At 65.5% G+C, this 21,164-nt stretch carries 21 protein-coding genes and 2 tRNA genes; 8 read left to right on the plus strand and 15 right to left on the minus strand.

Annotation, left to right across the window (positions count from 1 at the left end):
• Positions 1–83: 83 nt before the first annotated feature.
• The 3 genes from IFT67_RS02950 to IFT67_RS02960 are packed head-to-tail and all read left to right on the plus strand — an operon-like array spanning position 84 to position 1,833.
• Positions 84–362: an acyl carrier protein gene (locus tag IFT67_RS02950; RefSeq protein WP_192144978.1), complete on the plus strand. Its 279-nt coding sequence runs from the start codon at positions 84–86 to the stop codon at positions 360–362.
• Positions 363–391: 29 nt separating this feature from the next.
• A complete protein-coding gene (locus tag IFT67_RS02955; RefSeq protein WP_192144979.1) occupies positions 392–1,069 on the plus strand; it encodes an alpha/beta hydrolase family protein in 678 nt (225 codons plus the stop codon).
• Entirely contained in the window at positions 1,057–1,833 is a 777-nt protein-coding gene (locus IFT67_RS02960) for a hydrolase 1, exosortase A system-associated (RefSeq protein ID WP_192144980.1), read from the plus strand. Before IFT67_RS02955 ends, IFT67_RS02960 begins: the two co-directional genes overlap by 13 nt.
• A 109-nt stretch (positions 1,834–1,942) precedes the next feature.
• Here the strand turns inward: IFT67_RS02960 and trxB are convergent, their stop codons facing one another.
• Positions 1,943–2,911 carry a thioredoxin-disulfide reductase gene (gene trxB, locus IFT67_RS02965; RefSeq protein WP_056048273.1) on the minus strand — a complete coding sequence of 323 codons (969 nt, stop codon included), beginning with the start codon at positions 2,909–2,911 and terminating at the stop codon, positions 1,943–1,945.
• Positions 2,912–3,037: 126 nt separating this feature from the next.
• Between trxB and IFT67_RS02970 the strand changes: the two genes are divergently transcribed.
• From IFT67_RS02970 to fdhD, 3 genes are read left to right on the plus strand one after another with little or no spacing between them, the layout of a single operon-like run.
• Entirely contained in the window at positions 3,038–5,326 is a 2,289-nt protein-coding gene (locus IFT67_RS02970; protein ID WP_192144981.1) for an FdhF/YdeP family oxidoreductase, read from the plus strand.
• 11 nt (positions 5,327–5,337) lie between these two features.
• Entirely contained in the window at positions 5,338–5,838 is a 501-nt protein-coding gene (mobA, locus tag IFT67_RS02975; protein ID WP_192146404.1) for a molybdenum cofactor guanylyltransferase, read from the plus strand.
• The gene (gene fdhD, locus IFT67_RS02980; protein WP_192144982.1) at positions 5,835–6,626 is read left to right on the plus strand and encodes a formate dehydrogenase accessory sulfurtransferase FdhD; all 792 of its coding nucleotides are present in this window, start codon (positions 5,835–5,837) and stop codon (positions 6,624–6,626) included. The genes mobA and fdhD overlap by 4 nt, the downstream gene beginning before the upstream one ends.
• Positions 6,627–6,657: 31 nt before the next feature.
• Here the strand turns inward: fdhD and IFT67_RS02985 are convergent, their stop codons facing one another.
• From IFT67_RS02985 to IFT67_RS03010, 6 genes are all read right to left on the minus strand, one after another.
• Positions 6,658–7,446 (minus strand): formate/nitrite transporter family protein, encoded by a 789-nt coding sequence (locus IFT67_RS02985; protein ID WP_192144983.1) that lies wholly within the window; start codon positions 7,444–7,446, stop codon positions 6,658–6,660.
• Entirely contained in the window at positions 7,443–9,815 is a 2,373-nt protein-coding gene (locus IFT67_RS02990) for an FdhF/YdeP family oxidoreductase (protein ID WP_192144984.1), read from the minus strand. The genes IFT67_RS02985 and IFT67_RS02990 overlap by 4 nt, the downstream gene beginning before the upstream one ends.
• Before the next feature lie 180 nt (positions 9,816–9,995).
• A tRNA-Met gene (locus IFT67_RS02995) sits at positions 9,996–10,072 on the minus strand.
• 66 nt (positions 10,073–10,138) lie between these two features.
• Positions 10,139–10,657, minus strand: a complete 519-nt coding sequence (locus tag IFT67_RS03000; RefSeq protein ID WP_192144985.1) for a 2'-5' RNA ligase family protein — start codon at positions 10,655–10,657, stop codon at positions 10,139–10,141.
• Positions 10,657–12,555 carry a potassium transporter Kup gene (locus IFT67_RS03005; RefSeq protein WP_446740803.1) on the minus strand — a complete coding sequence of 633 codons (1,899 nt, stop codon included), beginning with the start codon at positions 12,553–12,555 and terminating at the stop codon, positions 10,657–10,659. The genes IFT67_RS03000 and IFT67_RS03005 overlap by 1 nt, the downstream gene beginning before the upstream one ends.
• Before the next feature lie 282 nt (positions 12,556–12,837).
• Positions 12,838–13,278, minus strand: coding sequence for an Lrp/AsnC family transcriptional regulator (locus IFT67_RS03010; protein WP_121903351.1), 441 nt, complete (start codon positions 13,276–13,278; stop codon positions 12,838–12,840).
• A gap of 127 nt (positions 13,279–13,405) precedes the next feature.
• On the opposite strand from IFT67_RS03010, the gene ald reads away from it, so the two are divergent.
• Together ald and IFT67_RS03020 are read left to right on the plus strand one after the other, a co-directional pair.
• The gene (gene ald / locus IFT67_RS03015) at positions 13,406–14,512 is read left to right on the plus strand and encodes an alanine dehydrogenase (RefSeq protein ID WP_056048250.1); all 1,107 of its coding nucleotides are present in this window, start codon (positions 13,406–13,408) and stop codon (positions 14,510–14,512) included.
• A gap of 51 nt (positions 14,513–14,563) precedes the next feature.
• Positions 14,564–14,782, plus strand: a complete 219-nt coding sequence (locus IFT67_RS03020) for a DUF3072 domain-containing protein (RefSeq protein WP_056058060.1) — start codon at positions 14,564–14,566, stop codon at positions 14,780–14,782.
• Between the two features lie 44 nt (positions 14,783–14,826).
• Here IFT67_RS03020 and IFT67_RS03025 read toward each other — a convergent pair whose 3' ends face one another.
• The 8 genes from IFT67_RS03025 to IFT67_RS03060 all read right to left on the minus strand — a co-directional run bounded on the left by IFT67_RS03025 (position 14,827) and on the right by IFT67_RS03060 (position 21,119).
• Entirely contained in the window at positions 14,827–15,555 is a 729-nt protein-coding gene (locus IFT67_RS03025) for a tetratricopeptide repeat protein (protein ID WP_342450540.1), read from the minus strand.
• A complete protein-coding gene (locus tag IFT67_RS03030) occupies positions 15,471–15,851 on the minus strand; it encodes a cytochrome c-type biogenesis protein (protein ID WP_446740789.1) in 381 nt (126 codons plus the stop codon). The genes IFT67_RS03025 and IFT67_RS03030 overlap by 85 nt, the downstream gene beginning before the upstream one ends.
• A gap of 137 nt (positions 15,852–15,988) precedes the next feature.
• Positions 15,989–16,516: a DsbE family thiol:disulfide interchange protein gene (locus IFT67_RS03035; protein ID WP_192144987.1), complete on the minus strand. Its 528-nt coding sequence runs from the start codon at positions 16,514–16,516 to the stop codon at positions 15,989–15,991.
• Entirely contained in the window at positions 16,513–18,426 is a 1,914-nt protein-coding gene (locus tag IFT67_RS03040; RefSeq protein ID WP_192144988.1) for a heme lyase CcmF/NrfE family subunit, read from the minus strand. The genes IFT67_RS03035 and IFT67_RS03040 overlap by 4 nt, the downstream gene beginning before the upstream one ends.
• On the minus strand, positions 18,423–18,869 hold the full coding sequence (ccmE, locus tag IFT67_RS03045; protein WP_192144989.1) for a cytochrome c maturation protein CcmE: 447 nt from the start codon (positions 18,867–18,869) through the stop codon (positions 18,423–18,425). Before ccmE ends, IFT67_RS03040 begins: the two co-directional genes overlap by 4 nt.
• A gap of 97 nt (positions 18,870–18,966) precedes the next feature.
• Positions 18,967–19,692: a heme ABC transporter permease CcmC gene (gene ccmC, locus IFT67_RS03050; protein WP_192144990.1), complete on the minus strand. Its 726-nt coding sequence runs from the start codon at positions 19,690–19,692 to the stop codon at positions 18,967–18,969.
• 189 nt (positions 19,693–19,881) lie between these two features.
• A complete protein-coding gene (locus IFT67_RS03055; protein WP_121903357.1) occupies positions 19,882–20,931 on the minus strand; it encodes a Leu/Phe/Val dehydrogenase in 1,050 nt (349 codons plus the stop codon).
• 111 nt (positions 20,932–21,042) lie between these two features.
• Positions 21,043–21,119: transfer RNA gene (locus IFT67_RS03060), tRNA-His, on the minus strand.
• Positions 21,120–21,164 lie beyond the last annotated feature (45 nt).

Raw genomic sequence — 21,164 nt, forward strand, 5'->3', positions numbered from 1 at the left:
TAGCGCCAAGCCCCCTAAGCGCGAACCCGTTGCCGAATTCACCCCCACACGCTAGCGGGGCCGGGTTCCTAACCGTTCAGGCGATGCTCGTGATCTTCGAAGGCACTTCCCAAGTCGAAACGACGGTACGCGCCGTCCTCGCCGATATCCTCGGTCTCAGCGCGAACCGCGTCGCCGCGTTCACCGCCGACACACCGCTATTCGGCGCGCTGCCCGAGCTCGATTCGATGGCGGTGGCAAGCGTGCTGACCGAACTCGAAGACCGGCTCGGCATCCTAATCGAGGACGACGAGATCGACGGCGAAATGCTCGAGACGTTCGGCGCGCTCGTCCAGTTTGCCGCGAGCAAGGCACTGGTCTAGCCTTCGCGGGGGGTCTAGCCTCACCCGGGATGACCGCCCTGCGCTTCGATACCTATGACTGGAGTGGCGGCCGCGAAGCGATGCTGCGGTTCGGCTCCGACGCCGGCCCGATCGTCATCGCCGCCCTCCCGCTGTTCGAAGAAGCGAACCGGACCCGCCAGTTCCTCGTCACGATTTTACGCGCACTTGCGGCTCTTGGGATCGGCAGTGTGCTCCCCGATCTCCCTGGGACCGGTGAAAGCATCGTCGCCACCGGCGAAGCGCGACTCCGCGACCAGCGGACAGCCTATACCGATCTTGCTCAGTACCTTGGCCGGAACACCTACGGCATTTCGATAAGAAGCGGCGCGCTCTTCGATACCGACGCCGCCCTCGCCGGACGATGGCAGCTATCCGCGCAAACCGGCGAAGACCTGTTGCGTGAACTAGACCGCGCGCGAGTGGCCTCCCGCTCCGCTCAAGCCAGCGAAACTGACTATGCTGGCAACACGCTGTCCCACGAAATGCTGGCCGACCTTCGCGACGCCACACCTCATGCTGGGGCGGGCCACCTACGAGGTGTCAGGCTCGAATCCGACCCGCGCGAGGCCGACGTGAAATATGCGGCATCGCCCCTTTGGCGTCGGTCAGAGCCGGACAATGATATCCCGCTAGTTCAGATAATTGCCCGCGACATCTCGCACTGGATCGCATCGTGCGAACGCTGATCGTGTTCCCTTGCGAAGGCGAAAGCCTCGCCGCAACGCTGGACGAGGCAGACGGGTCTACAGGACTGCTCATCGTGTCCGGCGGCAATGAGATCCGCAGCGGCGCACATCGCGGCATGGCGATGCTGGCGCATCGGCTGGCGGCCGCTGGCATACCCGTGTTCCGTTACGACCGCCGCGGCGTCGGCGATTCGACCGGCGACAATAGCGGCTTCCTCAGCACCAAGCCTGACCTGATCGCAGCCGCCGCCGCGTTCCGGCGCGCGGCACCGGGGGTCAGCCGGTTGGTCGGCTTCGGCAATTGCGACGCGGCCAGCACGCTCGCGCTGTTCGGACGATCGGCGGGAATCGACCGGATCATCGTCGCCAACCCCTGGGTCGTCGAACCGATCGACGACCTCCCGCCCGCCGCCGCGATACGAGCCCGCTATCACAGCGCGCTACGCGACCCCGCAACCTGGGGACGCGCGCTGACGGGACGGGTCAGCATTGCCAAGCTTCTCAGAGGCTTAAAAAGAGTTGTGACCGCCAAGACTGAAGAGCGTGCTTCACTAGCGGCCAACGTCTTGACCGCACTTGACGGCTGGCACAACGACGCCGCCATCGTCCTTGCGACGGGCGACGCGACCGCGATGGCCTTTGCGGCACGGTATCGCGGTGGCGCGAAGGTGAAGCTGTTCGATACGGCGTCCCATAGCTTTGCCGGGGCGGAGAACGCCGCCGCGCTCCACGCCGCGATCGTCGACGGGATGGCGCAAGAGTAGCTGCTCTGGTCCTGATGAACGCAGGACCAGAGCCATAACCGCTATCGTTTGGAAACCTGGATCCTGACTTTCGTCAGGATGACGATGACGATGACGAAGGACGCGGGCGTTATTCCGCGGCTTCGGCCAGCTCCGCAAACTCGGCCGCCGCGAGGAACCGCTCGGCATCCAGTGCCGCCATGCAGCCCGTCCCGGCCGCCGTCACGGCCTGCCGGTACACCTTGTCCGCGACGTCGCCGCACGCGAACACGCCCTCGACGCTGGTCCGGGTCGAACCAGTCTCGACCGAGATATACCCGTCCGAATCGAGATCGATATGACCGCGGAACAGCTCCGTCGCCGGATGGTGCCCGATCGCCACGAACCCGCCATCGACCGCGAGCCGCGAGCGCTCGCCGGTCACCGTGTCCTCGAGCTCCAGCGCGACAAGACCCGCATTGCCGCCGCCGTCGACGAACTCGCGGACCTCCTTGTTCCAGAGCACCGTCACGCCCTTGTGTGCGAACAGGCGTTCCTGGAGGATCTTCTCCGACCGCAGCGAATCGCGGCGGTGGATCAGAGTCACGTCGGGCGAATGATTGGTGAGGTACAGCGCCTCCTCGACCGCGGTGTTGCCGCCACCGATCACCGCCACCTTCTTGCCGCGGTAGAAGAACCCGTCGCAGGTCGCGCAGGCGCTGACGCCCTTGCCCTTCATCGGCTCCTCGCTGTCGATGCCAAGCCACTTCGCCTGCGCACCGGTCGCGATGACCAGCGTGTCGCCCTCGTACACGTCGCCGCTGTCGCCGATCAGGCGGAAGGGGCGGCTGGTCAGGTCGACCTGGACGATAGTATCCCACATCATCCGGGTACCGACATGCTCGGCCTGTGCCTGCATCTGCTCCATCAGCCACGGGCCCTGGATCACGTCCTTGAAGCCGGGGTAATTCTCGACGTCGGTGGTGGTGGTCAGCTGGCCGCCGGGCTGGATGCCCTGCACGACGATCGGCGCCATCCCGGCACGCGCGCCATAGATCGCGGCGGAGAGCCCGGCTGGGCCCGAGCCGAGGATAAGCATGCGGGTCGTGTGCGTCGTCATCGGAGTTCCTTGGAGATTCGAGACTGCATCTAGGGGATGCGCGGCCGGATTTGAACCGCCGGTAAATCTGTGCCGCCTGCATCGAAAGCTTTGCCGCTTCGTTAGAGCTCAAAAGCGGAGATGAGCATGAGCGACGACCGAACCGTAGAGATCGAAGACTACACGGCACCAGCAGGCGGCTGGGGCTCGATGAAGTCGCTCGTAGAGATTTCCGCGCGCGAGAAGGTCGGGCCGGAAGTGATCCGCGAACTTGCCCGGCAGAACAAGCCGGATGGCTTCGCGTGCGTGAGTTGCGCGTGGGGCAAGCCCGCGCATCCGCACGTCGCGGAGTTCTGCGAGAATGGCGCGAAGGCGACGGCATGGGAGCTGACCTCGTTCCGGGTCACGCCTGCGTTCTTCGAGCAGCATACGGTCAGCGAGCTGATCGGCTGGAAGGATTACGATCTCGAACAGGCCGGTCGCCTGACTCACCCGCTGAAGTATGATGCCGCGACCGACAAGTACGCGGCATGCAGCTGGGACGAGGCGTTCACCGGTATCGGCGCCAAGCTGAAGACGTATGACCCGACCAAGGTTATCTTCTACGCCTCGGGCCGCGCCAGCCTCGAGACGTCGTACATGTATAGCCTGCTCGCGCGAATGTATGGCAGCCAGAACCTGCCCGACAGTTCGAACATGTGCCACGAAACGACCTCGGTCGGGCTGAAGTCGGCGATCGGTTCGGCGGTCGGCACGATCCACTTGTCGGACTATGAGAAGTGCGACGCGATCTTCTATTTCGGGCAGAACCCCGGCGTGAACAGCCCGCGGTTCCTGCATCCGCTGCGCGATTGCGCGAAGCGCGGCGTCGAGATTGTCGTGTTTAATCCCCTCAAGGAGCGCGGTCTGGAGAAATTCCAGGACCCGCAGAACCCGATCGAGATGGTGACGGGCAAGTCGACGCCGATCGCCTCGCAATATCATCAGCTCAAGACCGGCGGCGATGTCGGCGCGATCATGGGGATGTGCAAATACCTGATCGAGGCCGACGACAACGCCAAGCGGATCAACGGCCTGCCCGTTCTCGACCACGCGTTTCTCGCCGAGCACACGATCGGATTCGAGGCGTTCGCCGATGTCGCGCGCGCGACCGAATGGGCAACGATCGAACATGAGAGCGGCCTGCCCCGCACCGAGATCGAGGCGGCGGCAAAGGTCTATGCCAAGTCGAAGGCGGTCATCGCGGTGTACGGCATGGGGCTGACGCAGCATGTCGGTGGGATCGACAACGTCCACATGGTCGTCAACCTGATGCTGCTCCGTGGCAACATCGGCAAACCCGGTGCGGGCATGGGGCCGGTCCGTGGTCATTCGAACGTGCAGGGCCAGCGCACCGTGGGCATCACGGAGAAGCCCGAACTCGCGCCGCTCGACAAGCTTGCCGAGCAATATGGCTTCGAGCCGCCGCGCGAGAAGGGTTGGGATACGGTCGAGGCGTGTGAAGCTGTGCTCGACGGCAGCGCGCAGGCGTTTGTCGGGCTTGGCGGCAATTTCGTGCGGGCGATCCCGGATCATGCGCGGATGGAGCCGAAATGGCGGGCGCTCGACCTGACGGTGCATATCGCGACCAAGCTCAACCGTTCGCACCTGTTGCCCGGCGAGACGTCGTATCTGCTCCCCTGCTTGGGTCGGATCGAGACCGACATGCAGGGCACCGGGCCGCAGAGCGTGTCGATCGAGGATTCGTTCAGCCAGATCTACGGATCGAAGGGCAAGGCGACGCCGGCTGCCGAGACGTTGCTGTCCGAGCCCGCGATCGTCGCGGGGATCGCCAAGGCGACGCTGGCGCCCAATCCGAAGCTCGATTGGGACGCGTGGGTGCGCGATTATGCGCGCGTCCGCGATGCGATCGAAGTGACGTATCCGGACCTGTTCAAGAACTTCAACGACCAGATGTTCACGCCCGGCGGCTTCTGGAAGGGCGTGCCCGCGGCACACCGCGAGTGGAAGACGAAGAGCGGCAAGGCGGAGATCAACGTTCCGCAGGCGCTGAACGTGACCGGGTTCGAGGAGGCGGAAGGCCGTTTCCGCCTGATGACGCTGCGGTCGAACGACCAGTTCAACACGACCGTGTACGGCTATCACGACCGTTTCCGCGGCGTGAAGGGTACGCGCGACATCGTGTTCATGAACCGCAGCGACATGATCCGGATGGGGATCACCGATGGCGACGACGTCGATCTGGTTGGCGATGCCGGCGACAATTCGGATCGCCGCCTGAACAAGCTGCGCGTGGTCGAATATGCGATCCCCGAGGGCTGCCTCGGTGCGTATTACCCCGAGTGCAATTTGCTCATACCGGTTGCTCACCATGCCCGCGAAAGCCATGTTCCGGCAGCGAAATCGGTGCCGGTGCGGATCGAGAAGACGCGCTGACCGAGCAGCGCATTCTCGGCGTCGTACTCGCGGGCGGACGGTCGTCTCGCTTCGGGTCCGACAAGGCGTTGGCGGTGTTGGATGGGCTTGCGTTGGCTGAGCACGCGCGGGCACTGCTGTTGCCTCATGTCGAGACCGCGATGGTTGCGGGTCGCGATGGGGCGATCCCTGACCTGCCAAGGGCGGATATCGGGCCATTGGGGGGCATCGCCGGCGCGCTTGGGTATGCAGCCTCGCGGGGCTTCACGTCGGTGCTGACGATTGCATGCGACATGCCGTGGTTGCCGGACGGGTTGCTTACGGCACTCTCCCGACGTGCCTCCGCCTATTGCCCCGACGCTCCGGTGCTCGGGCATTGGGAGACGGGTTTGCTCGGCAATTTGCTGACCCATATCGAGACCGTGCCGCGGCGCTCGGTGCGGGGTTGGGCTGAGGCGATCGGGGCTATCCCGATCCCGGCGGGTGCGCCTATCCCGAACGTCAACACGCCGCAGGACCTCGATATCTTATGAGTACGTCGCGCAACGAAGCGATCAAGATCCTGCGGCCTGACTCGCTTGCCGCGGGCGAGCGCGCCATCGCGGTCGAAGTCCCTGTTGCGATCGAGATCGACGGGCTCGGCTATGCGGTGATGATGATGACGCCCGCCGATCTGGCCGAATTTACGACCGGCTTCCTGCTGACCGAGCGCTTGGCCGACAGTGCCCACGACGTTCGCGACATCGATATCTTCGAGGCGGAGGCGGGCTGGATCGTTCGCGTCGGGCTGTCCGATCGCTGCAAGGGCCGCATCCACGACCGCGTCCGCCACCGGACTAGCGACACGAGTTGTGGGCTGTGCGGGATCTCCGGGCTCGAACAGCTCCGCAAACCGGTCCCGAGGACGCCGCCCAAGCCCGACACGCCTGTCGACGCGCTGTTCGCCGCGGTGGGTAGGTTACGCGCTCACCAGCCTCTCAACGCGGCTACGGGAGCGATCCACGCCGCTGCCGCTTGTGATCGCGAGGGTGGGATCGTTGCGGCGTATGAGGACGTCGGCCGTCACAATGCGCTGGACAAGCTCGTCGGCGGCATCGCGATCACGGGGCAACCTATCGGCGGCTTCATCCTCGTCACGTCGCGGATCAGTTTCGAGATGGTCGACAAGGCGCTGATCGCCGGTGCGCCGATGCTGGTCGGGATCTCCGCCCCGACCAGCCTTGCGATCGATCATGCTCGCGAGCACGGCCTGACGCTGCTGGCGCTCGCCCGCAGCGACGCGATCCTGGTGGTCAACGATCCGTGGAACGTCTTCGCCTAGCTGCGGATGGTGCAGCCAGGCGAAGGATCGCTTATTTCGCGACGAGAACCGCGTCGGTCTTTGCCGCGGCGAGGTAGCCGCCGACGACGAAAACCAGCCCGCCGATGATGTTGCCGACGCTGACGATCGCAAGATTGCGGACCATGCCGGCGATATCGATCGACGGGTTGGGCACCATCAGACCAAGCGTCAGGGCCGTCATGTTGGCGACCGAGTGCTCGAACCCGGCCGCGACGAAGGCGAGCAGTATCCACGCCATCGCGATGCACTTCGCCGCGTCGCCCGTCATCCGGGCCGCGGTCCATATCGCGAGGCACACGAGCCAGTTGCACAGGATCGCACGCGCCAACAGCGCGACCGCGCTCGCCTCGACCTTATGCTGGACATAGGCGTGGAACATCGTGTCCGCGTTGGCGAACACCGCGCCGCCGCCGCCAGCCGCGAACACTGCCGACAGGACTAATCCACCGATCAGGTTACCGACCCATACAACGATGGTCAGCTTCACGGCTTCTGCGACCGTGATCGTCCGCTTTGCCAAGCCGAAGCCCAGATACATCACATAGCCCGTGAACAGCTCGGCGCCTGCGAACACGGTCAGGATCAGTCCGAGCCCGAAGGTCGCACCCATCACCAGCGGCCGAACGCCCGGTTCGAGCCCCGAGCCCGTGCTGAGCGCGAGGATCATCGCGATGCCGATATACGTGCCCGCGAGGATCGCGCCCGCGAAGAACCCCGCGGGAGAACGCCGCAACGCCTCCGCCTTGGTCGCCGCTAGGGTCGCGTAGGTGTCGATCGTCGACGAATAGCCGGTGCTCATGCGTGTACTTTACTCTCGTGCCCGACGATCCCCGCGCGCACCACGCCGCGATCCGAACCCATGTCGGCAGCGGCGGGACGGACGGTCACCGGGATGGATTTGTAGGACGGGGTGAAGCTCTGCGGATCGTGATCCTCGAGCGCGATCAACGGCTGCGTCTCGGGATAGTAGGAGGCGACGCAGCCATCGGGCAGCGCGTAGCGGACCAGCATCAGCTTCTGCACGACACGATCGGGGCGGGCGAACTGCAGCGCGGTGGCGATGTCGACGACGTCGCCTTCCTTATGCCCGAGCCGTGCCATGTCGCGCTCGTTCATGAACAGGATGTCGCGGCGTCCGAACACACCACGATAGCGATCGTCGAGGCTGTAGACGGTGGTGTTGTACTGGTCGTGCGCGCGCAGCGTGGTGAGCCGCAGCACGGTCGGGTCGCCCGCGCTCTCGTCCTCCTCGACACCCTTGGCGACGATGAAGTTGGCCTTGCCGCTGTCCGTCTTCCACTCGCGCATCGCCGCCGAGTTCGGCAGGTGGAAGCCGCCTGGCTTGCGAATCCGCGCGTTGTAGTCGGCGAAGGCGGGGAACACCGCCTCGATCTTGTCGCGGATCAGGCTGTAGTCGCCGACATAGGCGTCCCAGTCGATCTCGATCGGCGCACGGCCCTTGGCAGCGAAGGTCGCCTTGGCGATCTCGCCGACGATCCAGATCTCCGACTTCACGTTTTCGCCCGGTGGCATCAGGAAGCCGCGCGAGGCGTGGACCATCGACATCGAATCCTCGACCGTGACCGATTGCTGCCCGGTCGCCTGCATGTCGAGTTCGGTCCGGCCGAGACACGGCAGGACGTAGGTCGACTTCGCCATCAGCAACTGTGTACGGTTGAGCTTGGTGGTGATGTGGACCGCGAGATCCAGGTTGCGGAAGCCTTCCGCACACGCCTGCGGATCGGACGAGGCGATGGCGAGGTTGCCACCGAGGCAGACGATCGCCTTGGCATGGCCGTCGCGCATCGACGCGATGCTCTCGACCACCGAATGACCGTGATCGCGTGGCGGCTCGAACCCGAACACGTCGCGCATCGCGTCGAGCAGCACTGGCATCGGCCGCTCGGTGATCCCTACGGTACGGTCGCCCTGTACGTTGCTGTGGCCCCGCAAGGGGCAGATGCCCGCGCCTGGCCGGCCCATGTTGCCGCGCAGGAGAAGCAGGTTCGCGATCTGCTGGACGTTGGTCGTGCCGGTGCGATGCTGCGTGACGCCCATGCCGTAGCAGCAGATCGTCGACTTCGACTTCGAATAGGCCAGCGCGACCTCTTCGAGGTCCTTCCGCGAAAGCCCGCTGGAGCGCTCGATATCCGCCCATTCGGTGTTGGCGAGATCGGCGATATAGTCGTCGAGCCCGGCGGTATGCTCGGCGATGAAAGCGTGATCGAGCGCGCGCTCGCCACCCGACAACTTGGCCGCCTCGTCGAGTGCGACCAGCGCCTTGGCGATGCCCTTCAACGCGGCTGCGTCGCCGCCGACCTTCACCTGGTAATAGCTGCTCGCGATCGGGGTCGCCGACATCGTCGCCATCTCGACCACCGACTGCGGCGATTCGAACCGTTCGAGCGAGCGTTCCTTGAGCGGGTTGAAGACGATGATCTTGCCGCCGCGCTTCGACACTTCGCGCAGCGTCGCCATCATCCGCGGGTGGTTGGTGCCGGGGTTGTGGCCGATCGACAGGATCAGGTCGGCGTGGTCGAAGTCCTCTAGGCTGACGGTGCCCTTGCCGATACCGATCGACTTGGGCAGGCCGACCGAGGTCGCCTCGTGACACATGTTCGAGCAGTCGGGGAAGTTGTTGGTGCCGTACAGCCGCACGAACAGCTGGAACAGGAACGCCGCCTCGTTCGAGCAGCGGCCCGAGGTGTAGAACTCGGCTTGGTTGGGATCGGGGACGGCGGCGAGACCTGCACCGATCTCGCGCATGGCATCCGCCCAGCTCACAACCTCATAGTGATCGGTGGCGGCGTTGTAGCGGAGCGGTTCGGTGACGCGGCCCTGGTCCTCGATCCAGTGATCGCTCTGCTTCCAGATGTCGGACACGCTATGCGCGGCGAAGAAGTCGGCGCCGATCGTCTTGGCGGTGGATTCCCATGCGACGGCCTTTGCGCCGTTCTCGCAGAATTCGAACGAGGAGGTATGTTTTGGATCAGGCCATGCGCAGCTCGGGCAATCGAAGCCGTCGGGCTGGTTCGACTTGAGCAGCGTCTGACCGCCGCGCACGACGATCTGCTGCGCCTTGAGCGAGACGGCAACCGCCTTCAGCGCGCCCCAGCCACCGGCCGGACCCGTATAATCGGCGATCCCATCAGGGCGTTTGTCACGCATGCTCGTCTCTCCCGTAAGGCCGGACCGACGCGAACACCGAATACGCAGCGCGACGCCCGACCATTAACCCAAGGCAATAGAACGGCATTTTGCGATTGCGAAGACGAGTTTCCCGCACTTGGTGATCGCTTGCGTATGTCGCGGGAGCTGGACCACGGGCGCCGTGCGCCAGGTCTGAAATGGTAGCGAAGGAGGGACTTGAACCCCCGACCCCAGGATTATGATTCCCGTGCTCTAACCAACTGAGCTACTTCGCCGTACCGTCCGTCAGGGAAGCGTTCTTCCCTGCGAGGCGCGGCCTATAGGAAGCGGTTTCGAGGCGGTCAAGCGAACATGTGCCGGGAAATCGCTTCCCATGGTCCGCCACGATACCACCACGCGCCAAGACCGGCGATTTCCACGTCCTTGGGCGCGAAATCGCGCTGCAGATTGCCGAGCAGGAGCTTGGCGACTTGCGGGCTGACCTTGTTCTGGATGGTGACGTGCGGACGCCAGCCGCCGGCGTCCTGCGGGGTCAGCATGCCGGTGAACGCGTCCGCAAGCCGCGCACGGATGCCGACGAGCTCGGGGGACTCGATCCGGTAGGCGACACCCCGCCCTAGCGACATCAGGCCGCCCACACGCGCCTGTGGGGCACGGATGCCGCGCGTTTCCTGGTTGAGGCGGTGCTTGAGCTCGTCGAGGCCCGAGGGCGGCAGGTGGTGGAACAGCGTCAGGTGCGCGTCGAGCTGGTTGCGCTCGGGCGGAAAATGCTCGCGGCGCATGGCATCGAAGAACGCGGTATCCTGGCGGCCGAACAGGGCCGTGACGATGATCGGGGCTGGTCCCGTATCGCTGATCATCAAATCTCGACCTGGCTGCCGAGCTCGACGACGCGATTCGTCGGCAGGCGGAAGAACTCCATTGCGCTTTCGGCATTGCGGAGCATCCAAGCGAACAGCTTTTCGCGCCAGATCATCATGCCGGGCTTGTCCGACGCGAGCAGCGTCTGGCGCGACAGGAAGAAGCTGGTGTCCATCATCTTGAAGTCGGCGCCGCAATTATGGACCTGGCGCAGCGCTGCGGGCACGTCGGCGTCCTCCATGAAACCGTAGCGCAGCACGAGGCGGTGGAAGCCGTCGCCAAGCTCCTCGCGCACCGCACGGTCGTTGGCGGGCCAGTAAGGCTGCCCGACGATCTTCACGGTAAGCAGGATGACGCGCTCGTGCAGCACCTTGTTGTGCTTGAGGTTGTGGAGCAGCGCATGCGGCACGCCGTCCGCTGTCGAGGTCATGAACACCGCTGTGCCCGGCACGCGCGATGCCGAACTCGCTGCCGAGCCGATGAACACCTTTATCGGCATCGCCGCCTCGTGCATCCGGTCGATCATCAGCTGCCGCCCCTTCGACCAGGTCGTCAGGAAAGTGAAGATGATGAACCCGACCAGCAGCGGGAACCAGCCGCCCGCGGGTACCTTGGTCAGGTTGGCTGCGAAATAGGCGCCGTCGACGGTGAAGAAGATCGCCAGCAGCGGGATCGCCGCGATCTTCGGCCAGTTCCAGAGGCGGAACAGCACCACGCCGAGCAGGCACGTGTCGATGAACATCGCGCCGGTCACCGCGATTCCGTACGCGCTCGTCAGGTTCGACGAGGTGCGGAAGAACAGCACGAGCAGGATCACCATCACCATCAGCGCGCCATTGACGAGCGGGATGTAGATCTGGCCGGCGGTCGAGGCGCTGGTGTGCTCGATCCGCAGGCGCGGGATGAAGCCGAGCTGGATCGCCTGCTGCGTCACCGAGAACGCGCCGGAAATCACCGCCTGCGACGCGATCACAGCGGCCATCGTCGCTAGGATGACGAGCGGGAGCTGCAGGCTCTCGGGGGCGAGATTGTAGAACGGGCTGACGAGTGCCTCGCGACCATCGCGAAACAGCAGCGCGCCCTGCCCCATGTAATTGAGGATCAGTGCCGGGAGTACGAAGAACAGCCACGACAGTCCGATCGGCTTGCGGCCGAAATGCCCCATGTCCGCGTACAGCGCCTCGGCACCGGTGACCGCAAGGACGACCGAGCCAAGTGCCAGGAATGCCCGCTCCGGATCGATGATGAAGAACTCGACCGCGTAGTGCGGCGACAACGCCCAGAGCACGTCGGGGGTCTGGACGATGCTGAGGATGCCGAGCACCGCGATGACGCTGAAATACACCAGCATGATCGGTCCAAAGACGAGGCCGATACGCGCGGTGCCGCTCTTCTGCACCCAGAACAGCCCGATCAGGATGACGATCACGATCGGCAGCACGAGGCCGCCGAAAGCGGGCGCGGCGACGGCGAGGCCTTCGACTGCGGACAGCACCGAGACGGCGGGCGTGATCATGCTGTCACCGTAGAACAAAGCCGTCGCGAACACGCCGAGCAGGATGATGCCCTTGCTCCAGCGCTTGGTCTTGGTCTTGCCCGAGACGAGTGCGAGCAGCGCGAGGCTGCCGCCCTCGCCCTTGTTGTCGGCGCGCATGATGATGATGACGTATTTGACCGTCACGACGATCATCATCGACCAGAACATCAGGCTGATGACGCCCATGATGTGCGCGGCGTCGAGCGCGAGCTTGTGGTGGCCGGCGAAGGTCTCGCGGAAGGCGTAGAGCGGGCTGGTGCCGATATCGCCGAAGACGATGCCGATCGCACCGAAGGCGAGCTTCAGCATGCCGTCAGAGTTGTGATGCCCCGTCTCGAGATCGAGATTGGCGGGTGGCACGGTCGAGGCCGCGGCGGTCTGGTCGACGCTCACTGGACGGTGAATCGGCCCGGAAGTGCAGCAATACTCATCGAATTTCCGATTTCACCCTGTGCCCCAAGCTCGCGCATTTAGCATGCGGGCCGGAAGGCGGCAACGGCGGGGCGGTTAGCGTGGATTAACCGAGGCTGATCGGACCGGCGTGTAAGGTGAGAACGCTCCGGTTCTCCTGCGAACGCAGAAGCCCAGGGTTAACAGGCGCTGGTGTTCTTGACCCTGGGTTCCTGCGTGCGCAGGAAAACGCTACCGCCTGATCACCTCGCGAATGACGAAATGCGACGCCAGCCGCGTCACCCCCGGCAATTGCGACAGCGTTTCCCGGTGGATGCGCTCGAACGTCTCGCCGTGGCGGATCTCGACGTGGAGCATGTAGTCCGCCTCCCCGCTCATCAGGAAGCATTGCACGACCTGCGGACACTCGACGATCACCGCCTCGAACGCGGCCATCGTCTCCTTGCGCTGATCCCGGAGCGTGACGTTGACGAGCACGATGCTCGGATCGCCCCGCGCGGCCTGCGACAGCACCGCGCGATAACCGACGATCGCGCCGCTTTCCCGAAGTTGCGCGACCCGGCGATGCGCGGCGCTTGCCGACAGGCCAACCGCGTCGCCAAGCTCGGCGCTGGTCAGGTCGGAATTGGCGGCGAGCAGGTCCAGAATCCTGCGTTCTATCGTGATGCTCAAGATTATCCCGTTTCCGTGACGACGGATGCAATCATCTTGCAGATGCGGTATCGCACCGGGACCAGTTTGCGAACCCTTCCCGTCCAAGTCGCGCTAGTATGGCGCAAACGATAATGGAGTGGAATCAATGCGCGTCGGTGTCCCCAAGGAAATCAAGAACCACGAATATCGCGTCGGCCTGACCCCGCCGTCGGTCGCCGAACTGGTCGCCGCCGGTCACGAGGTCGTCGTCGAGACACAGGCCGGCTCGGGCATCGATTTCGAAGACCAGGACTATGTCGACGCAGGCGCGACGATCCTGCCGACCGCCGCCGCGGTTTTCGCCGGCGCCGACATGATCGTGAAGGTCAAGGAGCCGCAGCCGAGCGAGATCGCGATGCTCGAGCCGCGCCACCTGCTGTTCACCTACCTCCATCTCGCCGCCGACAAGCCGCAGGCCGAGGGGCTGATGAAGTCCGGCGCAACCTGCATCGCGTACGAGACCGTCACCGACAACCGTCGCGGGCTGCCGCTGCTGAAGCCGATGTCGGAAGTTGCGGGCCGCATGTCGGTGCAGGTCGGCGCGCATTATCTCGAGAAGGAGCAGGGCGGACGTGGCGTCCTGCTCGGCGGCGTGCCCGGTGTTGCGCCGGCCAAGGTCGCGATCCTTGGTGGCGGCGTCTCGGGCGTCAACGCGGCGCAGATGGCGGTCGGCATGCGCGCCGACGTGACGATCTACGACATCTCGAACGATCGCCTTGCCGAACTCGACATGTTTTTCTCGAGCCAGATCAAGACCGCGTATGCGTCGAAAGCAGCGATCGCGGCGGCAGTGAAGAACGCGCATCTGGTGATCGGCGCGGTGCTGGTGCCGGGGGCCGCTGCACCAAAGCTCGTCACGCGCGAGATGCTGAAGACGATGAAGCGCGGCTCGGTGCTGGTCGATATCGCGATCGACCAGGGCGGGTGCTTCGAGACGTCGCACGCGACGACGCACGAGGATCCGGTGTTCGAGGTCGACGGCGTGATCCATTACTGCGTCGCCAACATGCCGGGCGCCGTGGCGCGCACCTCGGCATTCGCGCTCAACAATGCGACGCTGCCGTTCGCGCTCAAGTTGGCAAATCTGGGGGCCGAGGCCGCGATGAAGGCCGACCCGCACCTCGCCAACGGGCTGAACGTCTACAAGGGCAAGATCGCGTACAAGGCGGTCGCCGATGATCTAGGTTTACCTTACGAAGCATGGGCTGGCTGACTCGGGAACGGATACGGAACACGGGTGTTGGACAGGGGAAAGGAATTCCCAATGTCCGACACCCCGAACCCCAAGTCCGAACCATTCTCGAACGCCGAGAAGGACCCGGACGACTGGACCACCGGCGACGAGAAGATGACCGGTGCGCAGGCGAGCTACCTCAAGACGCTGTCCGAGGAAGCGCATGAGGAATTCGACGAGACGCTGACCAAGGCGGATGCGTCGAAGAAGATTGACGAACTGCAGTCGAAGACTGGCCGCGGGCAGTAAGCCCCTTCATCCCGTCATCCTGGGTTTGACCCAGGGTGGCGGGATTATTTTTGGCTCGCGTTCGGCGTATCCTGCATAGCTAGAAACCGATCCAGCAATTCCAGCCGAGTAGCGATTTCGCCCCGATATGTGATGTTGGCCGGCGTCAACGCCAGCGCCTTCGCCCAATAGGGCCGGGCCGTCGCGAACTCTCCCGCACGCACATACGCCAGCCCCAGAAAGAACGGCGGAGCGGGATGCTTTGGCGCCAAACGCATTGCCTGCTGAAAGGCGAACAACGCGGGCGGCGAAACCTGGTTGGCATCGTGCGCCGCCAGCGCGTTGGCGAGCCCGGTCCACATTACCACGCTCTTCGGGGCGATCCTGAGCCCTCCGAGCAACACCTGCACCGCCGCGCGACGGTCGCCGATCCGCGTCATCGCGTCCGCCGCAACCAGGTACGCCGCCGCGCCCGTATACCGCTCGAGCATCTGGTCGCGCAGTTCGAGCATCGCGGTGTTGTCCGGCGCCGCTGCAAGCTCGGTGGACACTTCATGGCCGGCAAGCCCCGGCTGGCCCTGCCACGCATACCCCGCCGCACCGAGCATCAACGCCGCCGCCGCCATCGTCCACAGGACGCGGTTCACCTTCAGCACCACGAGCAGCGCAAACGCACCGGCTCCGATCGCGGCCAGCCAGACGTAACCCATCAGCGTGTCCTCCGCCGAAAGCTCGACCGCGCGATCCAGCCGCCGATGCCAAGCAGCAGGATCGGCGCCAGCCACAACGGCCACGTCAGAGCGGATAAGGGCGGGTCATAGGTCACGTAGTCGCCGTAGCGCGCGATCAGCCAATCGCGGATCGAGGCAGGCTTTTCGCCACGCTCGATCCGCTCGCGGACGAGCGCGCGCATGTCGGCCGCCATGTCAGCATCGCTGTCGGCGATCGACTGGCCCTGGCAGACGAGGCAGCGCAGCGTTTCCATGAGCGCTCGGGCGGAGGCTTCCTTCGCAGGGTCAGCGAGTTGCACGTTGGCGTAATGCGCTGGCGGCGTGACCGGCTGGGCGGCGGCCGGCGAGATATAGAGCAACAGCGCCGCAATGACCTCCCCTCCCGCTCGCGGGAGGGGACGGGGGAGGGCATGACGCGCGCGAGCGGTTGGGGAGGCATGAGAAGCCCCTCCCCTAACCCCTCCCGCAAGCGGGAGGGGAACTTGGTTGCGCACCCTCACCGCGCGTCCTTCACGGCTTGAACGATCTCGGGCACATTCTCCGGCCGGATATCGCCGATGATCTGCTTCACGACGATCCCGCGGCCGTCGATCACGAACGTCTCCGGCACGCCAGACGAGCCCAGCGCCAATTGCACCTGGCTGGCCCGATCGCTGCCGATCCGCTCGTACGGATCGCCGTTGCGCCGCAGGAACCCGCTGATCGCCGGCGCGGTATCGCGGATCGCGATCGCGTCGATCGGCACGCCCATCGCCTTCAGGCGCATCAGTTGCGGAGCCTCGGCGATGCACGGGATGCACCAGCTTGCGAACACGTTGAGCAACCGCGGCTTGCCCTGCCGGAACGACGCGCTGGTGAGGCCCGGCTTGCCGGGGACCATCGCCGGCAGCGCGAAGCCGGGGAGCGGTTTGCCGACCATCGCCGACCGCACCACCTTCTCGGCGGGCCGGAACAGCCCGCTCGCCACCACCGCGAACAGCAGCGCGAAGATCGCCAGCGGCGCCCAGAGTGCGAACCGCTTCATGCCCATTCAGCCCGTATCGTAGCGCGTCGCTCGCGCCGCACCCGGCCGAGCAGCGACAGCATGCCGCCGAGCGCGATCAGCACGCCACCGAACCAGATCAACGTCACGAACGGCTTCCACCAGAGGCGAAGCTGCCAGCGCCCCTGCCCGTCCGGCTGGCCGAGCACAGTGTAGAGCTGGCCATCGAGCACGGTAAGGATGGCGGACTCGTTGGTGCTCGTCGGTGGGTTGGCGAAGAAGCGGAGTTGCGGGCGGAGGATGCTCTCGCTGCCACCGCGTGTCGCGGTGAGCCGCGCTTCCAGTGCCGACCAGTTCTCGCCGATCACCGGCGAAATGCCGTCGAGCGTCACGGTGTACGGCCCGACCCGCGCCGGCTCGCCCGCGCGCACCGCGACCAGCGTTTCCTTGGTAAAGGCGCTGTCTGATGCCATCCCGGCGAGACTGACCGCAATGCCGAGATGCGCGATGACCATGCCGTAGGTGAACAGCGGCGTGCGTCTCAGATTGCGCTTCCACAGAGGCGCGACGCTGGCGACGGCGAGCCCTGCGGCGAGCGACAGCCCGGCCCAGGGGAGCACGCCCGGCCAGACAAACAGCAGCGCGATCGCCGCGAGCAACGTCGCGCCGATCGGCAGCATCACACGGCGCAGCACCGCCCTCGCATCGTCACGCCGCCAGCGCAGCAGTGGCCCGACTGCCATCACCGCGACCAGCAGCAGCGCGATCGGCCCCGCCGCCTTGTTGAAGAACGGCGGACCGACCGACAGCTGCACGCCGAAGCTCGCCGCGACGATCGGGTACAGCGTGCCGATCAGGACGATGCCGAGGATCACCGACAACAGCAAATTGTTCGCGACCAGCCCGCCCTCGCGGCTGACCGGATCGAAGGTCGTGCCCGCGCGGACGGTGCCGATCCGCGCGGCGAACAGCGCGAGCGCTCCGCCGATGTAGATTGCGAGCAACGCCAGGATGAACGCCCCGCGCTCCGGGTCGACCGCGAACGCGTGCACGCTCGTCAGGATGCCCGAGCGCACCAAAAACGTGCCGATCATCGACATCGAGAATGCGACGACCGCCAGCATGATCGTCCACGCGCGCAAGCCATCGCGGGTCGCGAGCACGGTCACCGAATGGAGCAAAGCGGTCGCCGCGAGCCACGGCATCAGCGAGGCGTTCTCGACCGGGTCCCAGAACCACCAGCCGCCCCAACCGAGCTCGTAATAGGCCCAATAAGATCCCGCGGTGATGCCGAGCGTCAGGAATATCCATGCGATCAGCACCCACGGGCGCATCGCCTTGGCGAACGCCGGGCCGACGTCGCGCGTGACGAGCGCGCCGACCGCAAACGAGAACGCGACCGAGAGGCCGACATAGCCGGTGTAGAGCGTCGGGGGATGGAACGCCAAGCCGGGGTCCTGCAACAGCGGATTGAGCCCGAGGCCGTCGGGTGCAGCAGGATTGAGCCGCGCGAACGGGTTCGAGGAGAATAGCAGGAACGCGTAGAAACCGAGCGCGATCGTCGCCTGCGCGCCGAGCGTCGCGGTGAGCGTGCGTTCGGGCAGCGAGCGTTCGAAGATCGCGACCGCGCCGCCGGCCAGCCCGAGGATCGTCACCCAGAGCAGCATCGAGCCCTCGTGATTCCCCCAGGCGCCAGCGAACTTGTAGAGCCACGGCTTGGCCGAATGACTGTTCTCGACGACCAGCTTCACGGACATGTCGGAGTCGAGGAAGAGTTCGATCAGCAGCGCCATCGCTAGCAGTGCCAACAAACCCTGGACGATCGCCACCGGACGTACGGCCGCCGCGACGTCCTCACGACCGCGTGCAATGCCGATCGCTGCCATCACTAGCTGCAACGCCGCCAGCGCGCCCGCGAACCAGAGCGCGGCGAGGCCTGCTTCGGCGATCATTGCTTGGCGTCCGGTTCGAGCGTCTTGGTCTCGTGCATCTTGCCGGCCATCTCCGGCGGCATGTATTTCTCGTCGTGCTTGGCGAGCAGGTTCGACGCGACGAAGCTGCCGTCGGACTGGAACTGGCCTTCGGCGACAACGCCCGATTTCTCGCGGAACAGGTCGGGGACGATGCCCGCGAACACAACCGGCGTGGTTGCCTGGCCGTCGGTGACGGTGAAATGCACGGTGATGCCGTCGGCGGCGCGCTTCACCGAGCCGCCCTCGACCGTCCCGCCGAGCCGGACTGCGCGGCCGAGAGGCAGGCCGTCACGACGCACGTCAGAGGGTGCGTAGAAGAATGCGGCCTGATCCTTCAGCGCAGACAGCGCCAGCAGCCCCGCGACGACTACCGCGCCGACTGCCAACAGTGCCAGCGTCAGGCGTTGGTGCTTGGCCTTCATTTCTCGGCCCTACGCATCGCGAGGTAGCTCAGCAATGCGATGATCGCGCCGCCGCCCAGCGTCACGACATACGCAGCAGTCACGAACGGCCAGGGGTTCATACTCTCGCCATCCGGCGCATGCGGGCTTCGGCTTTCGCAACGGCCAGCATCGTCCGCATCCGCATCAGGACTATCCCCGCGAACACGAAGGTGAAGCCGGCCAGCATGATCGGCAGCGGCCACAGGATCGAGCCATCGATCGTGGACTTGGTCAGCCCGATGCTCGGCCCCTGGTGCAGCGTGTTCCACCACACCACCGAATAGCGGATGATCGGCAGCAGCACCGACCCGGCGATCCCGTACAGCGCCGGCACGCGCCCGTCGCCGCCACGATCCGCATCGGCCTTCGCGAGCGCCATGTAGCCGAGATAGACGAAGAACAGCAGCAGCATCGAGGTCAGCCGGCCGTCCCATTGCCACCACGTTCCCCAGGTCGGTCGTCCCCAGATCGAGCCAGTCGTGAGGCATAGAGCCGCAAACACCGCACCCGGCAGCGCGATCGCCCGCGCGGCGACGCTGGCAAGCGGGTGGCGCCAGACGAGAAACGCGATGCTGGAGATCGCGATCCCGCTCCACCCGCCCATGCCGAGCCAGGCGGCGGGGACGTGGATGTAGAGGATGCGGACGGTCTCGCCCTGGAGGTAATCGGGCGGGGTCTGCGTCAGGCCGGCCCAGCAGCCGATCGCAATCAGCGCGACGCCGGCCCAGAAGAGCAACGGCGTCAACGGCTTGGCGATCTTCAGGAAGCGCGCGGGGTTTGCGAAGGCGTGTAGGGTGGCCACTGGGGATACCACTATGGCAACAATACGAGGCTGTCACCTTGGACTTGAGGCCCTCTCCCCATAGGGGAGAGGGAGGGGCCCGCCGCACTTGCGGTGGGAGGGTGAGGGGCGTGAGGCTCGGGTCGTTTACCCCCAGCTCCCCTCATCCGGCACTTTGTGCCACCTTCTCCCCGGAGGGGAGAAGGACCATTACCGGCCGATCAGGCGCTTGGCGATCGAGTCCGACACGTCCGACGCGGGCTGTCCGGTGCGGTCGCTCTCGTTCCAGACCTCGATCAGACGCTCCGGGATGCGCGCGATCCGCGCCTTAACCTCGGCCTCGTCGCCGTGACCCAAATATTCCAGGCCGACGTTGATGATCCCGCCTGCGTTGATGACGTAATCCGGCGCGTACAGGATGCCGCGAGCATGCAGACGCGCACCGTCCTCGCGAACGCTCAGCTGGTTGTTCGCGCCGCCGGCGACGACCTTCGCCTTCAGCGCGGCGATCGACATTTCGGTCAGGATCGCGCCCAGCGCGTTCGGGCTGAAGATGTCCGCCTCGGTCGTCAGGATCGCCTCGGCCGCCACCGCGGTCGCGCCGAGCTCAGCCGCCAGCTTCTGCGCACGACCCTCGTCGACGTCCGCCAGCGTCAGCACCGCGCCGTCCTTGGCGAGCAGCCGCGCGAGACCGCCGCCGACCGAACCGACGCCCTGGATCGCGACGCGCACGCCCTTCATGTCGGTCGCACCGAGGCCACGCTGCGCCGCCGCCTTCACGCCGAGATAGATGCCGAGCGCGGTGTACGGGCCGGGATCGCCGCCGGCCGCGCCGCTCGCGACCGGCAGGCCGGAGACGTAGCGCGTCTGGCTGGCGATCACCTTCATGCGGTCTTCGGACATGCCGACGTCCTCGGCCGTCACGTAGCGCCCGCCGAGCGAATCGACCGCGCGGCCGAACGCCTCGAGCTGGGCGGTCGTGATGACGTCGCCAGGCTTGGCCGCGAGGACCACGCCCTTGCCGCCGCCGAGCTCCAGGCCCGCCATCGCGTTCTTGAAGCTCATGCCGCGCGACAGGCGCAGCGCGTCGGTCACCGCGCGGCCATTGTCGGCATAATGCCAGAAGCGTGCGCCGCCGGCTGCCGGCCCGAGCTTGGTCGAGTGCACCGCAATCACCGCGTGCAGGCCCGATTCGGGATCGGTGAAGGCATGAACGCCCTCGTGGTCGTCGAAATCGGGAAGGTCCCAAACCGCTGTCATCGCCGGCTCCTGAGGAGAATAAAATTACCGGGAAGCGAAATATTATTTTCCGGCCGGTTTTACCAGCCCAAAGCGCTCACGTTGGGGAGGCTCGGAAAAATAATGGGAAAATGGGGCGACCGACGGGACTTGAACCCGCAACATCCGGCATCACAAGCCGACGCTCTAACCAATTGAACTACGACCGCCGCGTAGGCATCGCCCCCTAGCGGGGGTCGCCGGGCGGCGTCAAC

It is taken from the genome of Sphingomonas sp. CFBP 13728 (assembly GCF_014841895.1).
In the GTDB taxonomy this organism is placed as follows: Bacteria; Pseudomonadota; Alphaproteobacteria; order Sphingomonadales; family Sphingomonadaceae; genus Sphingomonas.

Bases quoted from the DNA above. Each gene is read 5' to 3' on its own strand.
- IFT67_RS02950 (WP_192144978.1), top strand. From the start codon at position 84: ATGCTCGTGATCTTCGAAGGCACTTCCCAAGTCGAAACGACGGTACGC.
- IFT67_RS02955 (WP_192144979.1), top strand. From the start codon at position 392: ATGACCGCCCTGCGCTTCGATACCTATGACTGGAGTGGCGGCCGCGAA.
- trxB (WP_056048273.1), bottom strand. From the start codon at position 2,911: ATGACGACGCACACGACCCGCATGCTTATCCTCGGCTCGGGCCCAGCC.
- IFT67_RS02970 (WP_192144981.1), top strand. From the start codon at position 3,038: ATGAGCGACGACCGAACCGTAGAGATCGAAGACTACACGGCACCAGCA.
- fdhD (WP_192144982.1), top strand. From the start codon at position 5,835: ATGAGTACGTCGCGCAACGAAGCGATCAAGATCCTGCGGCCTGACTCG.
- IFT67_RS02985 (WP_192144983.1), bottom strand. From the start codon at position 7,446: ATGAGCACCGGCTATTCGTCGACGATCGACACCTACGCGACCCTAGCG.
- IFT67_RS02990 (WP_192144984.1), bottom strand. From the start codon at position 9,815: ATGCGTGACAAACGCCCTGATGGGATCGCCGATTATACGGGTCCGGCC.
- IFT67_RS03000 (WP_192144985.1), bottom strand. From the start codon at position 10,657: ATGATCAGCGATACGGGACCAGCCCCGATCATCGTCACGGCCCTGTTC.
- ald (WP_056048250.1), top strand. From the start codon at position 13,406: ATGCGCGTCGGTGTCCCCAAGGAAATCAAGAACCACGAATATCGCGTC.
- IFT67_RS03020 (WP_056058060.1), top strand. From the start codon at position 14,564: ATGTCCGACACCCCGAACCCCAAGTCCGAACCATTCTCGAACGCCGAG.
- IFT67_RS03035 (WP_192144987.1), bottom strand. From the start codon at position 16,516: ATGAAGCGGTTCGCACTCTGGGCGCCGCTGGCGATCTTCGCGCTGCTG.
- IFT67_RS03040 (WP_192144988.1), bottom strand. From the start codon at position 18,426: ATGATCGCCGAAGCAGGCCTCGCCGCGCTCTGGTTCGCGGGCGCGCTG.
- ccmE (WP_192144989.1), bottom strand. From the start codon at position 18,869: ATGAAGGCCAAGCACCAACGCCTGACGCTGGCACTGTTGGCAGTCGGC.
- IFT67_RS03055 (WP_121903357.1), bottom strand. From the start codon at position 20,931: ATGACAGCGGTTTGGGACCTTCCCGATTTCGACGACCACGAGGGCGTT.